This window comes from Alistipes timonensis JC136 (assembly GCF_900107675.1).
GTDB classification, from domain to species: Bacteria; Bacteroidota; Bacteroidia; order Bacteroidales; family Rikenellaceae; genus Alistipes; species Alistipes timonensis.
This window is the reverse complement of record NZ_FNRI01000007.1, coordinates 160,292-183,267: the sequence shown is the minus strand read 5'-3', so window position 1 is coordinate 183,267 and position 22,976 is coordinate 160,292. Positions and strand designations below refer to the sequence as shown.

16 protein-coding genes are annotated in these 22,976 nt (G+C 54.6%); 8 read left to right on the top strand and 8 right to left on the bottom strand.

Translation table 11 applies throughout. The features are described 5' to 3' along the window. Positions 1-84: 84 nt before the first annotated feature. The 8 genes from BLU78_RS10885 (at position 85) to BLU78_RS10850 (ending at position 9,156) form a co-directional block, all read left to right on the top strand. Positions 85-1,626 carry a lipopolysaccharide biosynthesis protein gene (locus BLU78_RS10885; RefSeq protein WP_074712090.1) on the top strand — a complete coding sequence of 514 codons (1,542 nt, stop codon included), beginning with the start codon at positions 85-87 and terminating at the stop codon, positions 1,624-1,626. Between the two features lie 23 nt (positions 1,627-1,649). Then, entirely contained in the window at positions 1,650-2,699 is a 1,050-nt protein-coding gene (locus BLU78_RS10880) for a glycosyltransferase (RefSeq protein ID WP_026020825.1), read from the top strand. A gap of 50 nt (positions 2,700-2,749) precedes the next feature. Next, positions 2,750-4,042 carry a hypothetical protein gene (locus BLU78_RS10875; protein WP_074712088.1) on the top strand — a complete coding sequence of 431 codons (1,293 nt, stop codon included), beginning with the start codon at positions 2,750-2,752 and terminating at the stop codon, positions 4,040-4,042. Continuing rightward, positions 4,020-5,093 (top strand): glycosyltransferase family 4 protein, encoded by a 1,074-nt coding sequence (locus BLU78_RS10870; protein ID WP_010265641.1) that lies wholly within the window; start codon positions 4,020-4,022, stop codon positions 5,091-5,093. The genes BLU78_RS10875 and BLU78_RS10870 overlap by 23 nt, the downstream gene beginning before the upstream one ends. 10 nt (positions 5,094-5,103) lie before the next feature. Beyond that, positions 5,104-6,186 (top strand): DUF1972 domain-containing protein, encoded by a 1,083-nt coding sequence (locus tag BLU78_RS10865; protein WP_044106682.1) that lies wholly within the window; start codon positions 5,104-5,106, stop codon positions 6,184-6,186. Continuing rightward, the gene (locus tag BLU78_RS10860) at positions 6,144-7,346 is read left to right on the top strand and encodes a carboxylate--amine ligase (RefSeq protein ID WP_231290980.1); all 1,203 of its coding nucleotides are present in this window, start codon (positions 6,144-6,146) and stop codon (positions 7,344-7,346) included. The genes BLU78_RS10865 and BLU78_RS10860 overlap by 43 nt, the downstream gene beginning before the upstream one ends. Before the next feature lie 5 nt (positions 7,347-7,351). Beyond that, positions 7,352-8,302 carry an acyltransferase family protein gene (locus tag BLU78_RS10855; RefSeq protein ID WP_010265632.1) on the top strand — a complete coding sequence of 317 codons (951 nt, stop codon included), beginning with the start codon at positions 7,352-7,354 and terminating at the stop codon, positions 8,300-8,302. 113 nt (positions 8,303-8,415) lie between these two features. Next, positions 8,416-9,156: a polysaccharide deacetylase family protein gene (locus BLU78_RS10850; protein ID WP_336469876.1), complete on the top strand. Its 741-nt coding sequence runs from the start codon at positions 8,416-8,418 to the stop codon at positions 9,154-9,156. A gap of 101 nt (positions 9,157-9,257) precedes the next feature. On the opposite strand, the gene BLU78_RS10845 is transcribed toward BLU78_RS10850, so the two are convergent. From BLU78_RS10845 to BLU78_RS10810, 8 genes are read right to left on the bottom strand one after another with little or no spacing between them, the layout of a single operon-like run. After that, positions 9,258-10,835: a beta-N-acetylhexosaminidase gene (locus BLU78_RS10845; RefSeq protein ID WP_010265611.1), complete on the bottom strand. Its 1,578-nt coding sequence runs from the start codon at positions 10,833-10,835 to the stop codon at positions 9,258-9,260. 13 nt (positions 10,836-10,848) lie between these two features. After that, positions 10,849-12,042: an SGNH/GDSL hydrolase family protein gene (locus BLU78_RS10840; RefSeq protein WP_010265608.1), complete on the bottom strand. Its 1,194-nt coding sequence runs from the start codon at positions 12,040-12,042 to the stop codon at positions 10,849-10,851. Positions 12,043-12,092: 50 nt separating this feature from the next. Next, positions 12,093-14,240, bottom strand: coding sequence for a SusE domain-containing protein (locus BLU78_RS10835; RefSeq protein WP_010265604.1), 2,148 nt, complete (start codon positions 14,238-14,240; stop codon positions 12,093-12,095). An 11-nt stretch (positions 14,241-14,251) separates the two neighbouring features. Next, positions 14,252-15,955 (bottom strand): right-handed parallel beta-helix repeat-containing protein, encoded by a 1,704-nt coding sequence (locus BLU78_RS10830; protein ID WP_010265601.1) that lies wholly within the window; start codon positions 15,953-15,955, stop codon positions 14,252-14,254. 19 nt (positions 15,956-15,974) lie between these two features. Next, entirely contained in the window at positions 15,975-17,093 is a 1,119-nt protein-coding gene (locus BLU78_RS10825; protein ID WP_010265599.1) for an FISUMP domain-containing protein, read from the bottom strand. Positions 17,094-17,111: 18 nt separating this feature from the next. Then, positions 17,112-18,719 carry a RagB/SusD family nutrient uptake outer membrane protein gene (locus tag BLU78_RS10820; protein WP_010265597.1) on the bottom strand — a complete coding sequence of 536 codons (1,608 nt, stop codon included), beginning with the start codon at positions 18,717-18,719 and terminating at the stop codon, positions 17,112-17,114. Positions 18,720-18,722: 3 nt separating this feature from the next. Next, entirely contained in the window at positions 18,723-21,800 is a 3,078-nt protein-coding gene (locus BLU78_RS10815) for a SusC/RagA family TonB-linked outer membrane protein (RefSeq protein WP_010265593.1), read from the bottom strand. A gap of 56 nt (positions 21,801-21,856) precedes the next feature. Beyond that, complete coding sequence (locus BLU78_RS10810; RefSeq protein ID WP_010265591.1) at positions 21,857-22,969, bottom strand: glycoside hydrolase family 43 protein; 1,113 nt, start codon at positions 22,967-22,969, stop codon at positions 21,857-21,859. Positions 22,970-22,976: the final 7 nt, after the last annotated feature.

Sequence of the window (22,976 nt, the reverse complement as noted above, 5' to 3'; positions counted from 1 at the left end):
GGAGAGTATGAGAATTATTACGCGAATATGTACGGAAGCCGGTCGTAGGGCATTCGGGACTTTCATTTGATTCGTTGATTATCAATGGCTGCGGAATCGCGCACGGCAAAGAGCCTGAAAAACAGCACGGTGGCGCTTGGGTTCTACTTTGTGAACCTGATCCTGCAATTTTTTTCGCGCAAGATTTTCCTCGACCATCTGGGCGCGGAGGTGCTGGGTTTGAATACCACGGCGACCAACCTGCTGCAATTTCTGAATCTTGCGGAGCTGGGAATCGGGTCGGCGATCGCCTGCACGCTGTACAGGCCGCTGTTCGACCGGGATACGGCCGCGATCAACGAAATCGTATCGCTGCAAGGATGGATGTACCGCCGGATCGCCTGGGTGGTGATAGCCGGTGCTGCGGTCCTGATGTGCTTCTTCCCATGGATTTTCGAGAAGATGCCGCTGCCGTTGTGGTATGCCTATGCCTCGTTCGGCGCGTTGCTCGTGAGCGCTCTGCTGAGCTATTTCGTCAACTACAAGCAGATCGTCCTGTCGGCCGACCAGAAGGAGTACAAGATTCAGTACAGCTACAAGGCGTCGATGCTGGTGAAAACGTTGTGCCAGATAGTAGCGATCAAATACTTCGACAACGGATATGTCTGGTGGCTGGCGCTTGAAGTGGGCTTTGCCGCGGTGGCCTCGGTGGCGCTGAATGCGGTGATCCGGAGGACATATCCCTACCTGCGGACCGACCTGTCGGCTGGAAAGACGCTGAGCCGGAAATATCCCGACGTTATCACCAAGATCAAACAGTTGTTTTTCCATAAGATCGGAGGTTTCGCTTTGACGCAGACCAGTCCGATCATCATTTACGCTTATGCTTCGCTGACATTGGTGGCGCTCTATGGAAATTACATGCTTATTATTCTGGGGATCACCTCATTGATGGGCGCCGTGTTCAACAGCATGAATGCCGGTGTGGGGAATCTGGTGGCCGAAGGAAACAAAGAGCGCATCATGTCGGTATTCGAAGAGTTGTTCTCGGTGCGGTTTCTGTTGAGCTGCACGGTCTGTTTCGGAGTCTATATGCTCACGCCGGCTTTCATTACGCTCTGGATAGGTCCCGAATACGTGCTGGACAACCTGACGCTGGGTTTGATGGTCGCAACGTTGTATATTACTCTTATGCGGTATACGGTGGATGCTTATATCAATGCTTACGGTTTGTTCAGTGATATTTGGGCTCCAGTGGTCGAAGCGTCGATCAATATCGGGATGTCGGTTCTGCTGGGCTGGTTCTTCGGCCTGCATGGAATTCTCGCAGGCGTTCTGCTGAGCCTTTTGATCGTGGTATTTTGCTGGAAGCCCTATTTCCTGTTCCGAAAAGGCTTGCAAGAGAAGCTGTGGATATATGTGAGAATGTATGCGAAACATATAGTTGCATTAATAGTGTGCATGTTAATAGTATCTCGTGTAATATGTTGTTTTTCTATTGATCCGTTCCAAAATATCAGCGCCTTTTTGGAGTATGGAATGGTCATAAGTTTTATCTTTTGTATAATTCTATTTTTGATTCAATTTCTGTTTCTTGATGGAATGAAACTCTTTGTAAAAAGAATATTAAAGAATATAGCTCATTAATTCTTTATCTTAATACCATGTGCTTGACAATACTCTATATTGGAAAAGATGTTAAAACGATATCTAGTGGAGCAGATGTCCTAAATAAACGAAACATAGATTTTCTTCATAAACTGTCTAACAACAGAGTCGATATTATTGAACCCCAAAAAATAAGTCGTTTGCAGAAACTATTATCGTGTAGACTAAATGGCTATACGAAGCGGGTTGAGAAAAGGATTTTAAACCAACTTTCTCAGAAAAGGTATACGCATGTTTTTTTATCTCAATCGTTATTAGGTTTTGTTGCTAAGGCAATAAAGAGACATTATCCCAATATCTGTATTATTTGCTGTTTCCACAATATTGAAAAACACTTTGGACGTGAGATGCTTCGAGTGAATGGTATAAGAGTATTGCCATTTTATTTTAAAGCGTGTTATAGTGAAAAATTGATAGCTAAGTATTGTGATAAATTCTTATTTTTAAATAAGCGTGATGCACAAAGAATGAGTTGTAGCGCCTCGATTGGATGTATTATACCAATTGCGTATGCGGATACTTTTAATCCCAATAAGGTCATAAGTCCCCAACTCCAAAAGAAAGAAACTCTTGAAATCTTATTCGTGGGGTCTGATTTTTTTGCGAATATTGAAGGTATTCGGTGGTTTATTAAATATGTTTTTCCTTATATCTCGGGTCATCTTACAATTGTCGGTAAGGGAATGGATCGTTATAAAGGAGAATTTACCTCCGATAGAATATCTGTTTGGGGGTTTGTATCTAATTTAGAAGATTTTTATTATGATGCAGATGTTGTTGTTATGCCTATTTTTTCAGGCTCAGGAATGAAAACAAAAACAGCAGAGGCTTTGATGTATGGTAAAAATATTTTGGGAACAAAAGAAGCATTTGAAGGCTATGACATGGATTCCAATTGTATGTATGGTTGCCAGACTGCAGAAATGTTTATTGATACGTTCCGGTCTATGGGGAATAATATAACGTCATTTAATCCATATTCTCGTAATTTATATCTTGAAAAATATAGTGAAGACGCAACGTTTGATGCTTTTAAGAAAATTTTTCAATAAGAATCATTTAAGAATATTTTTGGTAGTGTGATCTTGGAAAATTCAGGGAAGTGAAAGCATTCGTCATTCATAATATTATCATAAAACTTGTCGTTTTATATACCTACTTGATTATATTTTCAGGTTGGTTGATGGCATTGCTTAGTGTCCCTAATGATGCAGCTATTATATTTTTGCGAATTCTTGATACTTTACCGCTCATATTTTTTGTTTTCACTTTTCGATTACGAGAAACGGATTGTTTTTTCCCGAGTACTACTAGGTATTGGTGCTTTTTCTTGCTATTTTTCCTGTTCGCAATTATTTCGGCGATATTTCAAGGTGGTAGCTTAGGTACAACAATGGCACATATTGGAATTATGTTCCGATTTGTTCCATTATCTTATTTTATATCAAAAACTTCTTTCTCTGATGAAGTTTACAACATATTTACTTTTCATTTTAAAATCATCTCCGGAATTCTTCTTTTAATAGGAGTGATAGAAATTATTGGTGGAGAACAAGCTGCTGCTTTTTTTTCCCCTGTAAAGCCCGAAAAAGAGGTTGATCCGCCAGTTGTATTAAGTGTATCTCCAATAGAATCTATCTCAGGTATATTCCCTAATACGATAGATTACGCTTTTTTTTTGGTGATCGCCTATATTTATTTTATTAATCAGAAGAGATTTGAGAATAGGTTGCTGCCTCGGCCCGTGCTTGATATTTTTTTTCTGTTTCTCATATTTGTATCTGGGTCTAAAGCTGCGTTAATCATAGCTTTAGCCGCGTTATTTATTGGTCTTGAATATCGGGTCGTAAAATATTCGGTGCTAATTATAATACTAATCATCGCATCTTGGTTGTTATGGATGTTTTGGGATCTTTTTTATTGGGTTGTATTTGAGGATTCTTTGCATTCGAGATTGGGACTGATTGTCTATACATTACCTTGTTTTTTAAAAGAATGTTCTCTGAGTACTTTTTTCGGAGTGACGCCAGATAGAGAGATTGTTTTTAATGAAATAAGTGCATATCCTATTGTTCCTTCCATGTTGCAGACTGTTGAAGATATGCATGCATTTGAGGATGAATTTTACGTGGCTCTAATTATTTACTATGGTATTGTAGGTTTTGGCTTACTGGTAGGGATGTATTATAAATTATATAAAACATTGTGCAATATGGTCGTCCCCGATGACATAATGAATTCCCGTTTTATCATTCGGTCTCTTTTCATTTGTTTGATAACAGCTCCGCTTTTTAATCAAATAATAATTACAAGACCTTTTTCCTTGTTTTTTTGGATAATTATAGGGGTAATATACAATCGTTATAAACAATATGAAACTCTTTCTCATATCTAACATGTATCCGAGTCTGTTGCACCCGGGGTATGGAGTCTTTGTCAAGAATGTTGCCGATGCCCTTCCGTTATACGGTGCTGATATTCGTTATCGGGCAGTTATAGAAGGAAGAGGTGCCAGTCGATTGGCAAAAATCCGGAAATATTTGCTACTTTATTTTCGGATAATGATTTATTATTTCAGGCGTTACGATGCTATATATGTTCATTTTCCCAATCAGGTAGCTCCGTTGTTATTGTTGTTGCGGTTGATCCAACGGAAACGAATGATACTCAACTATCACGGGGAAGATTTGCTATACAAGCCTTGTGGATTGTCCGGGCTGCTGGGGCGGTGTAGTGATAGATTGATTTCACGAGCTGATTTGATCGTTGTTCCGTCTGATTATTTTAGAACAATTTTGCAGGACCGGCATTTGTGTAAGTCGGATAAAATCGTGGTTTCGCCATCCGGGGGGATTGATTGTAATATTTTTCATCCTAGTATTTCCAAGATTCAGGATAAAATGTTTCATATCGGTTATGTTGGGCGGTTGGAATCAGATAAAGGCGTATTTGAATTGCTTGATAGTTTGAAACAGATAGAAAAAACATTAAACTATCAAGCAACTTTCATTGGTTATGGGCCTGCAGAATCTGCTCTTCGAGAGCGTATAAAAGTTTTTGAATTGCAAAGTCGTATTCAGTTAAAGAATGGAGTTCCGCAAACTGAGTTGTACTGTTTTTATAGTAATTTTGATTTGTTGATATTCCCATCTTGCAGATATTCTGAAAGCCTTGGTCTTGTGGGAATTGAAGCAATGGCATGCGGAACACCTGTCGTCGGATCTGATATAGGAGGAATTTCATCCTATTTAAAAGATGGATATAATGGTTTTTTAGTGCCGCCGGGTAATGCAGACGCGATATCTGACGCGATTATGCGATATGTGCAAATGCCAGAAACCGAGCGCAGTTTGATGGTTCAAAATGCATTATATACTGCACAACGTTTTTCACGGGAAAGTGTTGTTGGAGAGCTTGCTGATAAAATGAAACAAATCATTGCCTAACATTGTTTTTATGAAAGTTGCAATTATAGGAACTGTCGGAGTTCCTGCGAAATATGGGGGATATGAAACATTGGTTGACAATCTTATAGATAAAAAAATCAATTCAGAAATACAGTATATAGTGTATTGTAGTTCGAAAGCATATGAACGGGAAAAAAGAATTGATACGTACAAAGGGGCAAAGTTGGTTTATTGGCCAATGAATGCGAATGGATGGCAGTCTATATTATACGATTCGATCTCTTTAATTCATGCGTATTTCGTAAGCGATGTAATTTTATCTTTAGGGACGGTCGGGAGTTTTATTTTGCCGATTCTGCGATTGTTTTCTCGGAAAAAGATCATTATAAATTTGGATGGGTTGGATAATCGTAGAGCGAAGTTCAACCATTTTTCTCAATGCATAATTGGTGCTGCTCGACGTTTGGCTGCAAAATATGCGGATATCTGTATTTCGGATAATCAGGGGATAAAAGATTATGTGTTAAAAACATACCATAGAAATTCTGAATTGATAGAGTATGGGGGTGATAATGCTTTTCAAGTGGAAGATGATGAAAAGCTACGAAAAAAATATAGTCTTGAACGAGCTCAATACTGTTTTAAGGTTGCCCGTATTGAACCGGAAAACAATATAGAAATGTTATTACAGGCGTTTGCTCAATTACCCGAAGAGACATTGGTTTTGGTTGGTAATTGGAACCGGAGCAAATTTGGTAGAAGAATGATGGCGGAATACACCAAGTATAAAAATATAAAGTTATTCAATCCTATTTATGATGCGTTGGAAATAAACCTGCTTCGTAGTAATTGTAAATTTTATATACATGGGCATAGTGCGGGTGGAACGAATCCATCTTTAGTTGAAGCCATGAATCTCCACCTTCCAATTATTGCTTACGATGTGGTGTATAACAAAGAAACAACGGAATACAAAGCTTTGTATTTTGAAGATTCAAAGACTTTGATCCGTTGTATCCGATCTTCGGATGAGTTGAAACGGAAAAGGGTTGCTGATGCAATGTATGCAATTGCTCGGCGCAGATATTTGTGGAGTATTATTTGCAAAAAGTACGAAAGTTTATTTATATGAAATTACGGGCTTTACTGTTGGACGGCCATACGATTCAGGCGTTGCCGATGATGAAGGCCTTGACCCGTTTGAATGCGGAGGTTACGATTTTTTGCGAAGACCGGATTTCTTACGGATATTTTTCCCGATATGCCCGCCATCGCGTATTGTGTCCTGCTCCCAAGACGGATGAAACGGCCTATCTTAATTTTCTGCTTGAGTATATCCGGATGCATCCGCAAGATCTGGTGATTCCGCTGTTCAATGATACGGCTGAATTTGCAAGTCGTCATAAGGCGGAGATCGAGACTTCGGGTTCCAAGGTGGATATTCCCGCGTGGGAGGTATTTATTCGGGGACACGATAAAGAGCTCTTGATGGAGGCTTGCAAAGCATTGGGGATTCCCCATCCCCGAACTGCGAATCCGGAAAAGATCGGATATGAGAAGGCGATCGGTTATGTCGGATATCCGTGCTTGATAAAACCCAATCTGGGTGCCGGAGCCAAAGGAATCAAGATAATTCATAGCCGGGAGAATTTCGAACGATATTACCAGACTACGGTACAAAAGTTTGGAGCAAGTTGTATTCAGGAATTCATTCCGCAAACGGGAACTCAATACAAAGTCCAACTATATCGCAGCGAGTCCGGGGCGATTGTGGCTTCGAGCGTTTACGAAAAGAGCCGCTATTATCCGCTGGACGGGGGAACGAGTACTTGCAACCTTACCATTGAACGCCCGGATTTGGTCGGATTGTATGCTCGTGTTCTGGATTATCTGGATTGGGTGGGGATGGCTGATTTCGATTGTATCGAAGACCCTCGCGACGGCATTGTCAAATTGATGGAGATCAATCCAAGAGTTCCGGGGACAATTAAAGCGTCGTTTATATCCGGGGTGAACTTTGCCGAGGTGATGGTAGACCGGGCGCTTGGGAACGGTTATAAGTCGTATCGGTACATGCCGGGAAAGATATTGCGGAATTTTGCAACCGAGTTACTGTGGTTTTATAAAAGCGGGGACCGTTTCCATACCCGGCCGAATTGGTTCCGGTTTTTCGGAAAGAACGTGTATTATGCCGACGGGGCGTGGAGCGATCCGTTGCCGATGATCGCCGGATTTTTAGGCGGTATCAAGAAACTGGCGAGTGCCGATTTCCGGAAAAGCAAACATAAGTAGGTGTTATGCGGGATATGAAATACGATATCGCACGAAGTGTTGCGATGATTTGGGTTGTGGGAATTTATCATTTGTCTGAATATTTGTTCTCTCCCCTGCATGAATTGCAATGGGCCCGGATGGTAACTTGGGGATGTTTGGGTACATTCACCTTTATTTCTGCCTATTTCCTTGCCGGAAAGAACGAATTCAATAATTGGACGCAGATTCGGGCTTTCTATGCAAAACGCCTGCTTCGGCTCTATCCGCTTTTCGTGCTGTCGGCTCTTACCTTGTTGTTGATTGGATTCAATAACTGGGAACAGACGTGGAAAGGAGTGCTCGGAGTCTCGACTTTTTTCGCTCCGCAAATCAATACGCTTTGGTATGTTTCCATGTTGATCGGTTTTTATTTGCTCACTCCTTTTTTGCAACGGGGCGGTGTCGTTCACAAATTAGTTGTATACAGCGGGATCATGGCGGGAGTCGCCTTGTTCAAAGCCGTGTTCCATACGGGGGTGGACAACCGGTTCTTCTATTATTTTACCGTCTATACGGCGGGTGTCCTTTTTGCGCAGCATACCCCCCCCCGCACGCAGGCTCATTTATACGCATCGAAAGCTCTGTTAATAACCGGAGTTATCGCTTATTTACTTTGTTTGGGATGGGTGCTGTGCCGACCGAATGCATTGGTGATGATGGTCGGCGGATTTGTCGGGACCTTTTTATTGTTGTCGGGTTCGAACCGGCTGGCCAATTGGTCCTGCATCGGTAAACCGATTCGTTTTTTCAGTTACGGCAGTATGGCTGCTTATTTGTTTCATCGGCAGATATATTATTGCGGCCTGTTCGTATACAATCCTGAAAATGAGTGGTGGAAGGCTGGTTATCTCGTACTGGTCATTCTTCCCGTTATATTTTTCATATCTTATTGTATCCAACTCTGTTATGACCGGCTGATTTCTTCCGGTCGCTAAATGTCATGTACATACTTACGTTCGATGTCGAGGAGTGGTTCCACCTCCTCGACAATGACTCTACACGCTCCGAGGCGGAGTGGGTCCGGTATCCGGTCCGCATTTACGAGAATATGGAGCGCATTTTCCGGATTCTCGAAGATACGGATACGCGGGCGACGTTTTTCGTGATCGGATGGATTGCCCGGACTTATCCGGATCTTGTGCGGCGCATCGCCGAAAAATACGAAATCGGGAGCCATACGATGAACCACCAACTCGTATGGCAGCAGAATCGGAAGGCTTTCAAGGAGGATGTGAGCGCTTCGGTCAGTTTGTTGGAGGATATCACCGGAAAGCCGGTGCGGTATTTCCGTGCACCGGGCTTTTCGATCCGCAATAGCGAAGCCTGGGCTTTCGAGGTTATCCGGGAGTGCGGGATCGAGGTCGATTGTTCGGTATTTCCGGCGCATCACGCGCACGGCGGCATTCCTTCTTACGGCAAGGCCGTGCCGAGTATTATCAGTCATGAAGGCATGAGGATCAAGGAGTTTCCGATATGTACCAAGGAGATCGGCGGACGGCACATCATCTTCTCCGGCGGCGGATATTTCCGGCTGTTTCCCTATTGGCTGATTCGAAAATGGGCCGAGGAGAAGTCCGAATACATGATTTCGTATATTCATCCGCGCGATCTCGATGCCGGGCAGCCTATGATTGACGAGTTGCCGTGGCCCCGGAGATTTAAATCTTATGTGGGATTGAAGGGTGCCGAAGGGAAATTGCGTCGGTTGCTTACGGATTTTCCCTTTACGGATTTGGCCGCAGCCGATAAACTGGTCGATTGGGCAAATGCCCCCGTGATCGAACTTTGATTTGTTCAGGAAGCCAAAGCGGATAACGAATTGGCATTCCGGGTTTCGCCTCTCTGTTTAAACGAACGGGAAACAATCTTTTGATTGTTTCCCGTTCGTTTTTATTCGTCCTTGCCGTCGAAGAAATAGGTGGCGTAGTTATAGCCCGAGGCATCGTAACATTTGCGGAAGGAGTTCATGCGGCGCCTGAAATCCGCGAAGTCCTTGCGGTCGTAGGACCAGCCCACCTCGGCGATGGCCGCCAGGCGCGGCAGCAGCATGTGTTTCAGGTGTGTGGACGTGAAGATATATTCCGTCCAGAGGTTCGCCTGAACGCCGAGTATGTAGGGCCGTTCCTCCGGTGCAAGTCCGTTGTAAGGGTCGAGCACATAGGATTTGCTGACCGGGACGAATCCGCCGATGCCCAGCGGCTCCTTCATCGGGTCTTTCGTCTGGTAGTAGTCTAGGTAGCAGAAATCGTTCGGCGCCATGATGACATGGTTGCCGGCTTTGGCGGCGGCGATACCGCCCTTCGATCCGCGCCACGACATGACGGTAGCCGTGGGTGAAATTCCGCCTTCGAGGATTTCGTCCCAGCCGATGATCTTGCGGCCGTGTTCGCCGAGCCATTTCTCCATGCGGCGCACGGTGTAGCTCTGGAGTTCGAATTCGTCTTTCAGGCCCTCGTCCCTGATGCGCTGCTGGCACATCGGGCAGGTTTTCCAACTCTCCTTCGGACACTCGTCGCCGCCGATGTGGATATACTCCGAGGGAAACAGCTTCAGGACCTCCGTGAAAACGTCCTGCAGGAATCCGAACGTTGTTTCCTTGCCCGGGCAGTAGACTTCGGGGCTGACGCCCCAGCGCGTGCGGACCTCATACCCCTCGCCCCGGCAGCCCAGCCATGGATAGGAAGCCAGCGCCGCCACGGCGTGTCCCGGCAGTTCGATCTCGGGGATCACCGTGACAAAGCGGTCTGCGGCGTATTTCACGATATCACGAATCTCTTTCTGCGTGTAGAATCCCCCGTAGGGTGTTCCGTCGTATTCGGTCGAATTGGCGTAATGGCCCACGAGCGTCTCCCGCCGAACCGACCCGATCCGCGTCAGCTCGGGGTATTTTTTGATCTCGATGCGCCAGCCCTGATCCTCGGTGAGGTGCCAGTGGAAGCGGTTCATCTTGTGCAGGGCGAGGATGTCGATGAATTCTTTGACTTGGTCCGGGGTCCAGAAATAGCGGCCGGAGTCGAGCATGCCTCCGCGGTGTTCGAAGAACGGACGGTCTTTCACCGTCACGACGGGCAGGACGCCGTAGCCGTTCACGACGAGCTGGCGCAGGCTTTGCAGGCCGTAGAACACGCCCTGCGCCGTGCCGCCGCGGATTGCGACGCCCGACGGCGTGATTTCGAGCACATACGCTTCGGGGGCCAGCGTATCGTCTGTTGCCAGGCTGACGGCACCTCCGGCGGCGCTTTTCATGCGGCCTCCGAGCACCGGTTCGACGGTTTCGGCAAAAAGTTCGGCAATGCGCCGCAGCCGGGCGTCCCGGCCCGTGCCGATCACGGTCGAGGCAGTTAGGGTGAAAGTCCCCTCGCCGGGGACGACCGATACGGGGCGGGGGACGATATTCGCTTCGGGACCGGCTCCGAGCGCCGCGCACGACAGCGAGCAGGCGCACAGCAGGGAAAACAGTTTTTTCATGTTCGTTCGGGTTTTAGAGGTTCGTGTTTCGGTTGTCGAGGTAATTCCGCAGCCGCCCGGACCAGATCGCATAGCCCTGTTCCGTGAGGTGGGTGCCGTCGGTGGTGTATTCGCGTTTCAGGCCGTCGGCGTCCGCGAGTTCCGGGTTCAGGTCGAGCCAGTCGATCCCGTTCGCCGCACACCACTCCCGGAGCCGGGCGTTGAGTTCCCCGATCCGTGCATTCAGCGCCGTATTGTCGTGGACGAAGAGCACCGACTGGACGACGGGACGGATGCCGCCTGCGATCAGGCGGGTGACGATCTGCCGCTGGTTGGCGAAAACGATTGCGGGAGGGATGTCGTTGAAGAGGTCGTTGATGCCCGCCAGGACGAAACAGATTTCGGGACGGGCTGCGATCACGCAGGTATCCAGCATCCACAACATCTGTCCGGTCAGGTAGCCGCCCTGCCCGGCGTTCCGGACGTCGTTCCGTCCGAGCCGGGGATTCCAGTCCTTGCCGTTGGCCGTCAGCGAATCCCCGAGCAGGACAATCCGCACTTTTGCGGGTGATTCGGCCAGAATTCGCCGGATGACTTCGCTGGCCAGGTTCGCGCGGACGGAGGCCGGGAGGGGCTCTCCGGACGGGAGCATTCCGCCGAGGATCTGCCGGATGTTGGCTGCGAACCGGGCGAGCCCGGCCTCGTTGAGCATCAGCCCGTCGGAGGTGTATTCCGCAGACAGGCAACTCCCTTCGGTCAGGCCGGCCGAGGGGGCCGAACAGGCGTAATTCCGGCTTGCGGCGAAGGCTCTCAGCGCTTCGTTGAGCCGGGCGATGCGGTCGTTCAGACCGGGATGCTCCCCGGATGCCGGAAGTGTCAGGAGTATCACGGGTTTGGTCCCTGCGGCATCGAGTCGTTCGCAGATCGTGCGGTAAGCCTCCAACGTGCGTGGAAGCGGCTGCCCGAGCAGGATTTCCGGCAGGCCCGAATAGACCACGCAGCAGTCCGGACGACGGTTCAGCAGCCGTTCGTCGAGGTTCCATGACTGCTGCGAGAGCAGGAAATTCTTCTCCCCGGCATCCGCTACGTCGTATTCCGGCAACTCTTTCCGCCAGTCGACGTTGCATCCCTCGCCGTTCGTGATGAACCCGACGACGGGCCGGGCGCAGCAGTCGGCAACGATGAGCAGGCCGGAAAACAGCAAGATGTAAAATAGTGTGCGTTTCATCGGACGGTTTTGTAAAATCCGGGCGGAGCATTCCGCCCGGATTCTTCGGTTTAGTCGCGGTCGCGGACGCAGCGTACGTTCACCAGCATCGAGGCCGTGCCGTCGCCCTCGCTCCACGGGCGCGAATTGAAATTCCAGGGAACGATCTCGTTGCTCCAGCCGAACACCTCGAACATCTGGGCCGTCGTGGCATCGGTCTTGGTCGTTGTCCAAAAGCTGGCCTTGTCGTCGGCATTGTCCGGGGCGCCGACGTTGCCGTGCCAGAACTTGCCGGCCGGAACGATGCTCAGCCCCGTGTCGTTCGTGCCCGTGCTGCCGGTCCAGTACTGCGCCGACTTGACCCGTGCGGCGCTGTAATCCGCGGCGGCCTGCACGGCTTTCCACTCCTGCATGGTCGAAACGTGCCACCCCTTGGGGCAGACGCCCTGCATGCGGGTGTCTTCGGCTTCGGTGGCCTCTTCGTAGGTCCGCAGAGCCGTCGGCCAGCTGTAATAGACGCCGCGCACTTTCGCATCGCCGATCAGGCCGTTGGAGAAAGTTTTGGCCGCGGGGTTTCCGTAAATGACGTCGACGGTCGTGAATGCCGTTCCGTCGCTGTACGACATGGCCCGGAGGTTCTCGGCCATCCAGATATCCTCGCCGACTTTCACTACGGCGTAGGTCTCCGGGCTGGCCGGATCGCGCAGGTCGGTGTAGGGGCGCAGCATGCCCGTCAGCCGGAGGCTCCGGGTCTCGGACGGTGCGGTTTTGATGCTGACCGTCGAGGTCACGCGCCAATAGATCGTGCGGGTGAGGTAGGCGCCGCCCAGGTCGGAGAGCATGTCGTCGAGCAGCGAATGGGTCAGCGCGGCGGATTTCTCGGCCGTCAGGGGCCGGGTCTTCGAGGCGCTCATGTCGGCGTTGAGGCTGTATTCGAGCGCATAGGTGACCCCGCGGGCATTGCAGGTCCATGCCGCCGTAGTCAGCTTTTCGTCCTTACGGGCATAGTCGAGGGTGTAGTCCGTTCCGTCGGCCGGACCTTCGGTGAGGGTGATCGGGTCGGCGGCGGTCACGGCCTCGAAGCGCCGGATGTAGACGATCCGTTCGGTTTCGTCGGCCGCGGCGAACTCCGCGTCGCTCGGTGTCACGCTCCACGTGAATTTCTTCTTTTGCGAGGCGACCATGCCGAAGGTTTGTTCCAGCAGCAGGTCCAGATCGCCCTGCGAAATCTCGCAGGAGGTCGTTTCGCCCGTGCTGAAGGTCGCGCTCTTGTCGAATTCGGCGTCGTGGAGCCGCAGGGTGTACGTGATTCCCGTCGTGTCGCAGGCCCACGCGAATTTCACCGCTTCGTCGGCCTTTTCCGCGTCGAGCAGCAGCTCGGCGTCGGTCGCGGGTTCTGCGAGCGTCAGCGCCACCGGGTCTTTCGTGACGCGCCGGACGGTGGCCGTGCGCACGGCGCTGTTCTCGATCGGGTTGTTCAGGTCGCCTGTGCCCGTTACCTGCCAGTAGACCGGGGTTTCGGCATTCCGTTCGATACCCTGCGCCGCCAGCCAGTCGTCCAATTCCTGCATGGTGAAGGCGTGCGAGGTCTCCGATTGGCAGGCCACGGTCATCGTCCCTTCGCCGGAAAGCCCGGCGTCGAGGCCGATGTGCAGCGTGTAATCGGGGACGGTCGAGGGGCACTCCCATTCGAAGACGACCTCGGCTTCGGGGGTTTTCCTGTCGAGGACGATCTTCGCCTCGCTGGCAGGGCTCTGGAGCAGGATCAGCCCTGTCGGGAGTTCGCAGCGCGTGACGGTCAGCCGCCGCACTTCGTCGCACCAGCCGACCTCGGGATCGACCACTTCGACCGTCCAGTAGAGCTTCACCGTAGCGCCGATGGCGACGTTCATGGAGCTCAGCACCGAGTCGAGCTGCATGGTCGACAGCCGCCATGAGTCGCTCACGCCGGGGTTCTGTTCGCAGGAGGTCGTGAACTGCTCGTCCAGCCCGAAGCGCAGCTTGTAGTCGATGAAATGACGGCGCGAACTCCACGCGAAGGTGTAGAGCGAATCGGGATGTTCGTGGTTGAGGACGATGACCGTGTCGATCGCCGGGCGGGTCAGCGTCACCGGCTGGCGTCCCACTTCGTAGAAATCGTTGTCCTTGTTGCAGCCGCCGATCCACAGGGGAACGACGAACAGGGCTGCCAGAGCGGTATTTCGGATGATTTTGTTCATGGCCTTTGGTTTTAATGGTTATACGCCCCGATGTTGCGTGCGTTGCCGATGCGCTCGCCCCAGAAATCGGTCGTGAGCGGGAATACCGGCTCGTCGGCGATTTCGGCGCCCGCACCGATGCAGGGCGATCCCGCGGCCAGCTGCAACCCTGCGAGGATCTGCTCTTTGTCGACCAGGTTGTTGCTGGCGGTGAACTCCTCCACGAGCCGGACGAATTTCGGGTCGGTGAGGATCGTCCCGACGTTGTGGCCGCCCGAGCCGGGGATGGTTCCCTCCTGGTAGCCGCAGATGCAGTTGTTGCGCAGGATCAGCCCCCGGTCGTCGATGAACTCGCCCGTGCCGACCTTGGTGAAGGGATTGGCCGTGCCGGTGGTGTTGTAGAAGATGTTGTTGGTGAAGACCAGCGACCCCTCGATATTGGTGTAGCTGTCGAACGTGATGGCCGTGTTGTCGGCGTGCGTCGCGGCGGAGCGGGTTTTGATGACGGTGTTGTTGTAGAAATGGCATCCGCCCACGCGTCCCACCACGTCGATCGTCGATGAAAGGGTCTGGCCGTTGCCCTTCACGTAGTCGCGCGTGCCGTCGTTGATGCTGACGTTGTAGCGTACCACCGTGCCCTCCTGCGAGACGAAATTGCGGTCGAACGCCACGTCGCTCGGGCAGAGCATCAGCCAGCCGCCCGTGTTGTTGTAGGAGATGTTGTATTCGAAGAGCGTGTTGCGGCAGTTCTGGTCGACGTCGAACGCCTGTCCGTCCCACGTGGCCTTGTGGTCCTGCACCGTGTTGTAGCGGAAGACGGTGCCGTCGCTGTGGATGCACCACAGGGCTGCGGCGGCCTCCATGCGGTTGGGGACGCTCTCGTCGGCGAAATCGCCCGGCGCGCAGTTGCGCACGATGTTGTATTCGACGAGGGCGTCGTCGCAGCCGTTGACGATGATCTGGTCCCCGGGAATGCCCTCGAAGACGTTCCGGCGGAACACGAAGCCCGTGTTGGCCTTGCGCAGCGAGCGGTCGCCCGTCGAGAGGTAACCCGTCAGTCCGTCACGCTGGCAGTCGGTCAGCCGGCACTCCTCGACCACCAGGTCGTGGAACGACGACGGGTTCGGACCCCCGATGACGTTGTAGTAGAAGATGCCCGAGCCGCCGCCTTCGTTGTGGTGGGTTTTCGTGCCGTAGACATCGGCGATCTCGCAGCGGCGGATGTGGATGTGGTTCATCACGCCGCCCTCGATGTTGTCGGCCTCGATGCGGATGCCGGCGATCTTGGGCCGCGGGGCTTCGCCTTTGTTGGTGATCCGCAGGTCTTGCAGCTCCCAGTACTGAACGTTGCGGATCAGGATGGCTTCATAGCTTCCGCCGCCTGCGATTTCGGGCAGGGGCAGGCTCTCGTCCCCGTAGGAACCCAGCACGATCGGCGCCTCGGCCGAACCGCTGCCGCGCAGCGTGAGCGACCCGTTGTAGACCGTGCCGCGTTTGATGAGAATCGTATCGCCGGCCTTCCATGATCGCTCCAGGATGCGGTCGACGCTCTCCCACGCCTGCGAGGGGGAGTGACCGGTGTTGTAGTAGGAGCCGTTTTCGGGGTCGATGTAGTAACGGTGGGGGTAGGAGACCTCCTCCGGACCGCCCTGCGGGGCGCGGGGTTCGTCCTCTTTGCAGGCCGCGAGCTGGCATAGGCTCAGCAGCGCGGCGAATATGATCAGGTGCATTTTCATGGCTTTTCGCAGTTTGGGTTTACATCGGGTCCATCACGCAGCGGATGGGGTACATGTGGTTTTCGACCGACGGTACGACGCTGTACGACTGCATGTTCAGCGTCGAGGCGTCGTCGTAGATCGAGAGCAGGACGGCCTTCGTGGGATCGTCGGCCGAGGCGCTGTCGCCGTAGGCGAACTGCATGCCTTTCAGGCGGGGCGTCGATGTCCAGAACCGCGCCGTGAAGGTCGGGTCGGTGAGGAACGTCAGTCCTTCATGCCAGTAGAATCCCGATACCACGACGTTCATCTTGGCGCTGTTCGTGATACCGTCGGTTGCCGGCCAGTAAGAAGGGTCTTTCACGGCGTTGGCCCCCACGTCGGCCCCGAGGTATTCGCGCAGGGCGTTGAACTCGTCCATCGAGGGCAGGTGCCATCCCTCGGGGCAGACGCCCTGCACCGTCTCGCCGGCTTCGTAGGCGGCTTTGGCCTCGTCCCACGTCAGGCGCGTGGCGGCGGCCCACGAGTAGTAGCGGCCGACCTTCTGCACGTAGAGCGGGTCGCTGCAATAGCCGTCGCCCGCGGCCGCCTTGGCCTCGACGGGCAGCGGTTCGCCGTCGGCGTAGACCGTGGCGCGCAGGTTCTCGGACATGATGGTCATCAGCGAACCGTCGTTGAGGATGAACTGGCAGGCTCCGTAGACCTCGCCGTCGCGGGCGTCGGTGAAGCTCTCGACCAGCGGGATGGCGCTGAAATAACGCCACGAGGTGCGCACGTCGTGGCCGCGCGTCTGCTCGACGCGCCAGAAGAAGCGCTTGACGCCCGAAAAGTCGGGCCAGACGGTGCGCAGCATGTCGAGCATCTCCGAATTGGTCAGCACGAGCGAATCCTTTCGTCCCATGTCGTAGACGCAGGCGTTCTCGAAGTGCATGTCCACGTCGAAGGCGATCTTATAGGTGGCTCCCGGACGGACCTCCCAGGTGAAGACCTGCTTGTCGTCGGGTTTGAAGAAGTCGATCTTCAGGGTCGAGCCTTCGGCCGGGGAGACGGGGCGCGCCCACGTCGCATCGACGTAGTCGACCTCCTGCTCGCACGAAAGGCTCAGCAGCGCGGTCACGACCGCGGCCGCGGGGATCAGATATGCGGTGAATCGTTTCATAGTCAGTGGCATTTGGGGTTAATAACCGGGATTCTGGTCGTCGCGGATCAGCGGATTGGCGTTCAGCTCTTTGAGCGGAATCGGCCACAGGTAGTCGCGGTCCTTGTTGAACGAACGCTTGTCGACGACGATCTCCTCGTACTGCCAGTAGGGCGACGTGGCGCCGCTCGACGGGTAGTACTGCAATTTCGAAACGTCGAGGCCGTGGGCGTCGGTCATCACCTTCTCGGCAATCTTCCAGCGGCGGATGTCGTGCCAGCGCTGGCCCTCGTGGAAAAGTTCCACGCGGCGCTCGTTGCGAATCAGCGCCCGCATGGTCTCCTTCGTGAGATTGGGCAGCGATTCGGTGAGGGTGACCATCCCCACGCGGCGGCGCAGTTGGTCGATCATCTCGTAGGCGCCCTTGGGGCCGTTCTCCTCGTTCTCGGCCTCGGCCCACGCCAGCAGCACCTCGCCGTAGCGCATCAGGATCTTGTCGCCGCCGTCGTTGTTGAGGTTCACGAGTGTCTCGTTGGCGCCCTTTTTGGCTGCGAAGCCGGTCTTGTTGTCCCAGTTGGCGGGCTGCCAGTGGACCTGGTAGCGGGAGGTGCCGTCGCAGCGGTATTCGTCGCCGGGGCAGAGCACCGAGAGTTTCAGGCGCGGGTCGCGGTTCTCGAAGGGATAATCCTTGTCGTAGGCCGGATCGGCCGGGATCGAGGCGCCGTTGTCGGCCTCGAGCGGCTTGACGGGCAGTCCGTTGGCCGTGAAGAAGCTGTTGACCGCCTCGAGCGTCGTGTTGAACGAGAACCAGTTGTACCACAATTGGGTCATATAGCTCGATTGCAGGTCCTCGGCGTAGTTGACCTTGAAGATCACCTCCCTGTTCGACGGGTCGTTGATGCCCTCGTCGAGGAACAGCTTGCGGAAATCGCCGTAGAGGTCGTATCCGAGCTCCTTGATCGCCTTGGCGCAGGCGATGACCGTGGCGTTGTCGTATTCATACTGCGCAATCTGCAGTTGGAGCATGAGGGCCGATCCGAGGCAGGCGACTTCGCCGCCCGGGATGTTGTCGAGATTCCCGACGGCATATTCCACGTCGCCCTTGATGAAGGCCATCACCTTGTCGAGCTCCTCGCGCGGGGCGTTCTCCTGCGGGGAGTTCTCGTCGACCAGCGGCACCCGGCCGTAGAAGCGCACCATGTCGAAATAGAACCACGCGCGCAGGAACCGCGCTTCGGCCAGAATCTTCCGGCTGTCCGCAGGGCTGATGCCCGTGGCGAGGGCCATCGAACGGATCAGGGAGTTGGCGCGCGAGATGGCCTGCCAGTCCTTTGTCCATTTCAGCTCGGCCCACCAGCTCGCGGCGGTCTGCGTCCCCGATGCGAATTCGGCGCTGAACTCCCAGGTGTGGTGGTTGTAGGAGTTGTCGCACATGTTTTCATAGGTGTAGGGGGTGATATAGGCCGGCGAATCGTCGTAGAAGCAGTAGTAGATGCCCGCCAGCATGCTCTTGGCCTGCTCGACGCCTTTGAGGAAGGTGTTGGGCGAGGATTTGTCGACGGGAACGGTGTTCAGATAGTCGGCACAGCCGCTCGACCATCCCGCAAGCAGCAGGGCTGCGATGAAGAGGGTGGAAAACTTTTTCATGGCTCAGAAGGTTACGTTCAGGCCGGCCGTGAAGGTCCGGACCAGCGGGTAATCGTAGATGTTGGTGGCGTTGACGCCCGCACGCTCGGGGTCGAAACCCTTGTAGCGGGTGAGCGTAAAGAGGTTCTGGGCGCTGACGAAGACGCGGACGCCCGAAATCCCGATCTTGCCGACCAGCGGTTTGGGGAACGTGTAGCCCAGTTCGAGGTTCTTCATGCGCATGTAGGAGAGGTCCTCGACGTAATAGTCCGATTTGATTTTCGCGCGCTGGTTGTCGATGTAGACCCGCTGATAGGTGTTGTTGGGCCGTTCGGGGGTCCAGCGTTCGGTCATCCAGGCTGCGGAGTTGTAGCCGTTGAAGAATGGGGAGACCAGTTCGCCCGTGCTCCATCCCTCGCCGCCGCAGACGCCCTGGAAGAAGGCCGTCAGGTCGAAGCCTTTCCAGCGGGCCCCGAGGTTGAACGAGAAGAGGAAATCGGGGTTGGGATCGCCCAGCGCCACCCGGTCGTGGTCCATGTCGATGATCCCGTCGCCGTTCTGGTCCTTGAAGCGGATGTCGCCCGGTGCGGCTACCAGTCCCGAGTAGGAGTTCACGGGGTTGCCGTTGCGGTCGAAAGTCGTCAGGTGGTTGTGGATCTCCTCGTCGCTCTGGTAGATGCCCTCCACCTCGTAGCCGTAGAGCGTATTGATGGGGCGTCCCTCTTCGAGCAGAATGCCCGTCGTGGAGTTGAGGATCGGGCTCTGGCCCTTCAGGTCGAGGATCTTGTTGCGGTTGAAAGAGAGGTTGGCTCCGGCGCTGAACTCCCACTTGCGGAAGGCCTTGAAGTAGGAGAGTGCGAATTCGCAGCCGGTGTTGCGCATGCGCCCGGCGTTTTTCCACGGGTCTTCGGTGAAGCCGAAGATACCCGACACGGGCAGTCGCATCAGGATATCGTCGGTCTCCTTCACGTAGAAGTCGCCCGTGAAGGTCAGCGAGCCGAACAGCCGCAGGTCCAGACCGACGTTGTACTGCGTGGTGGTCTCCCATGTGAGGCTCTTGTCGGCGATGTAGGAGGTGGCGGCTCCGGTGACCTGCTGGTTCTCCCAGATGTAGTTGCACGAACCGATCGAAAGAATGTCGATGCCGGCGTAGGAGCTCCATATCTTCTCGTTTCCGAGCTGGCCCCACGAGGCGCGCAGTTTCAGTTCGTCGATCCACCGCACGTTGCGCATGAACGCCTCCTGCGAGATGCGCCACCCGGCCGAGAACGACGGGAAGACGCCCCATTTGTGGTCTTCGGCGAATTTCGACGAGCCGTCGTAGCGGATGTTGGCCTCGACGAGGTATTTCTCCTTGTAGTCGTAGTTGAAACGCCCGAAGAGCGACATGCTTTTGACTTCGGTCTCCCAGCTCGAATTCTTCTGCGTCGAGGGGTCGCCCACCTCGAGCGACGGCAGGTTGGTGGTCAGGCGCGTGCGGGAAGCCTTGTAGTATTTGTTGTCCCACTGCCCCTGCTGCCATCCGGCCAGCACTTTGAAATTGTGGTGGTCTCCGGCCGTGGCCCAGTAGGAGAGGGTGACGTAGCTCGAAAGGTTGCCGTAGCGGTAGGTCGATTCGGTGATCGACGACTCGCGCGAGGTGCTTTTGCCGATGGTCTGCGTACCGTCGGCTCCCGTGAAGACCTTGTAGAGATCCACGTTCGGGGCGTATATCTGCCCTGTTTCGGTCGTGCGGTCGTAGTTGACGGCGCCTTCCAGCCGCAGGTTCTTCAGCAGCGACAGTTGCAGGTTGATATTGCCGCTGAAATTCCCGGTTTTGGTCTTGTTGAAACCTCCGGCTTCGCGCACGGCGTCGTCGTAGAACCAGTCGGTCCAGCCGTAACCCTCCATCTTGGCGTTGACCATCGGACTCATGGCCACGATCCGGTAGAGCGTGTTGCCCGTGCCGTCCACCAGGTCGTTTTTGACGCCCGAATACCCGGCGACGTTGGTCGAGATTTTCAGCCGGTCTTTGAGCAGCGAGCTGGTCGTGTTGATGCGGAAGTTATACTTGTCGTATTCCGTGCCTTCGAGGATGCCGTCCTGCCCCAGATAGCCCATCGACAGCGTGTAGGCGAGCTGGTCCGTACCGCCGTTGAGCTTCACGTAGTGGTTGTGCAGGATCGCGGGCTTGAAGTAGAAGTCGGCCCAGTCGCGGTCGGGGTAGAGCGCCGGATCGTCGCCCTTGCGGAAATGCTCGATGTAGCTCTGGCTGTAACGGGGCTGCTGGCCCGAGTTGAGGCACGCCTCGTTGTAGAGGTTCATGTAGTCGACCGATCCGAGCAGGTCGGGATAGCGGGTCACCTGCTGGACCGAGACGTAGCCGTTGTACTCGACCTGCAGGCGTCCCGAACGGCCCTTCTTCGTGGTGATGAGGATGACGCCGTTGGCGGCCTTGTTGCCGTAGATGGCGGCCGAGGCGGCGTCTTTCAGGACCGACATCGACTCGATGTCCTTGGGGTCCACCTTGTCGAACGACGATTCGAATCCGTCGATGATGACCAGCGGCGACGAATCGTTGAGCGTGCCGATGCCGCGCACGGTGATCGTGCCGCCGTCGGCGCCGGGCTGGCCCGAGGTCTGGGTCACCTGCACGCCCGTGATCTTGCCTTGCAGGGCCAGCGATACGTCGGTGATCGGGCGGTTTTTGAAATCGGCGGTCGAGACCGTCGACACGGCGCCCGTGAGCTTCTCCTTGCTGGTCGTGCCGTAGCCGATGACCACGACGTCCTGCACGGCGAGGGCGTCCTCTTCGAGCGTGATGTCGGCGCGGGTCATGGCCTGCGTCACTTTGAGTTGCTGTTTCTTGTAGCCGAGATACGATATCTCGAGCGTTTCGCCGACACGGGCCGTGATGGTGAACGTACCGTCCGTGCCGGTCGTCGTTCCGGCCTGCCGGCCCTGGACAGCTACGACGACGCCCGTGATCGGGCTGTGCTGTTTGTCCGTGACCTTTCCCTGGATGCGGACCTCTGCGCCGGACTGCGCATGCACGGCCAGGAGGAAGAATCCGGCCAGCGCTGTGAGCCACAGACGCAAATGGGTGCGATAGCTGTGTTTCATGTTCAACGGTTTTTAGGTTGGTAAGTTTGTTTCATATGCGGTAGGTTTTGCGTTCGTCACTCTTCCCAGCGCCAGCGGTCGCACCATTCGACGCGGAATCCGTCCCCTTCGAACCGCACGGGCAGCCACACATAGCGTCCGTCGGCGGCGTCGGCCGGGTTCCAGCGGTCGCCCATGTAGATAAAGCGGTCGGTGCCCGCCACGGGGACGACGAAGGTGCTCTGCGAATCGTAGGTGGTCTCGGCTCCGGGGCCTTCGCAGGGGTTCCCGAGCTCCCGCCACGGACCCCAGATCGACTCGGCGACGGCCGAACGGGCGGCGTTGGGGGCCCAGCCCGTACAGCCCGACATCATCAGGTAATAACGCCCGCCGCGCTTGAAAAGCGCCGGGGCTTCCATGAATCGTCCGGCGAAGAACCGCGCGTAGCGGCCGCTGTGGGCAAGGTAATCGTCGGTCAGCTCCGAGATGTGGAGCGTGCTGTTCTCCTCCGAGGAGTAGATGTGGTAGGCGCGGCCGTCGTCGTCGACGAAGAGCGTCATGTCCCGGGCCATCTGGCCCTGCGCGGCGTCGCGTCCCACGAGGTTCAGCGAGTCGGGGTGTTCGGGCAGGCTGCCGCCGTCGAAGCGCATCCCCGCGGCGCGGCTCTTGCCGAAATGCTGCGGCAGGGCGTTGACCGGGTAGACCCCGGCGTCGGGACGCCCGGCCCGCAGGAAGGTGTAGGGACCCGTTGCACGGTCGCTGACCGCCACGCCGCTCAGGGCGCCCGTGTAACCGGCCCCTTTGGGCTCGAGGTGGAACCACATGACGTATTTGCCCGTGCGGGCGTTGCGGATCACCTTCGGGCGTTCGAGGATGCAGCCCTTTTCGATCGGACTGCCCGAGCCTTCGGGAGCCACGGCCAGGGCGATGCCTTCGTCGCGCCAGTCGTAGAGGTTCTCCGAGGAGTAGCAGTGTACGCCGACCTGTGCGAGGTTGCCCGCCTCGCCTGCGGTCTTGTGTTCGCCGAACCAGTAGTAGCGGCCTTCGTCGTAGAGGATGCCGCCTCCGTGGGCGTTGATGACGGCGCCGTCGGTGTCGGTCCAGACTGCTCCGGGACGGAATTCCGGGCGGGAGCAGCCCGCGGCGGCAAGAATCAGCCACAGGGCTGTGATCAGGGTGGAAGTGCGCATGGGAGTT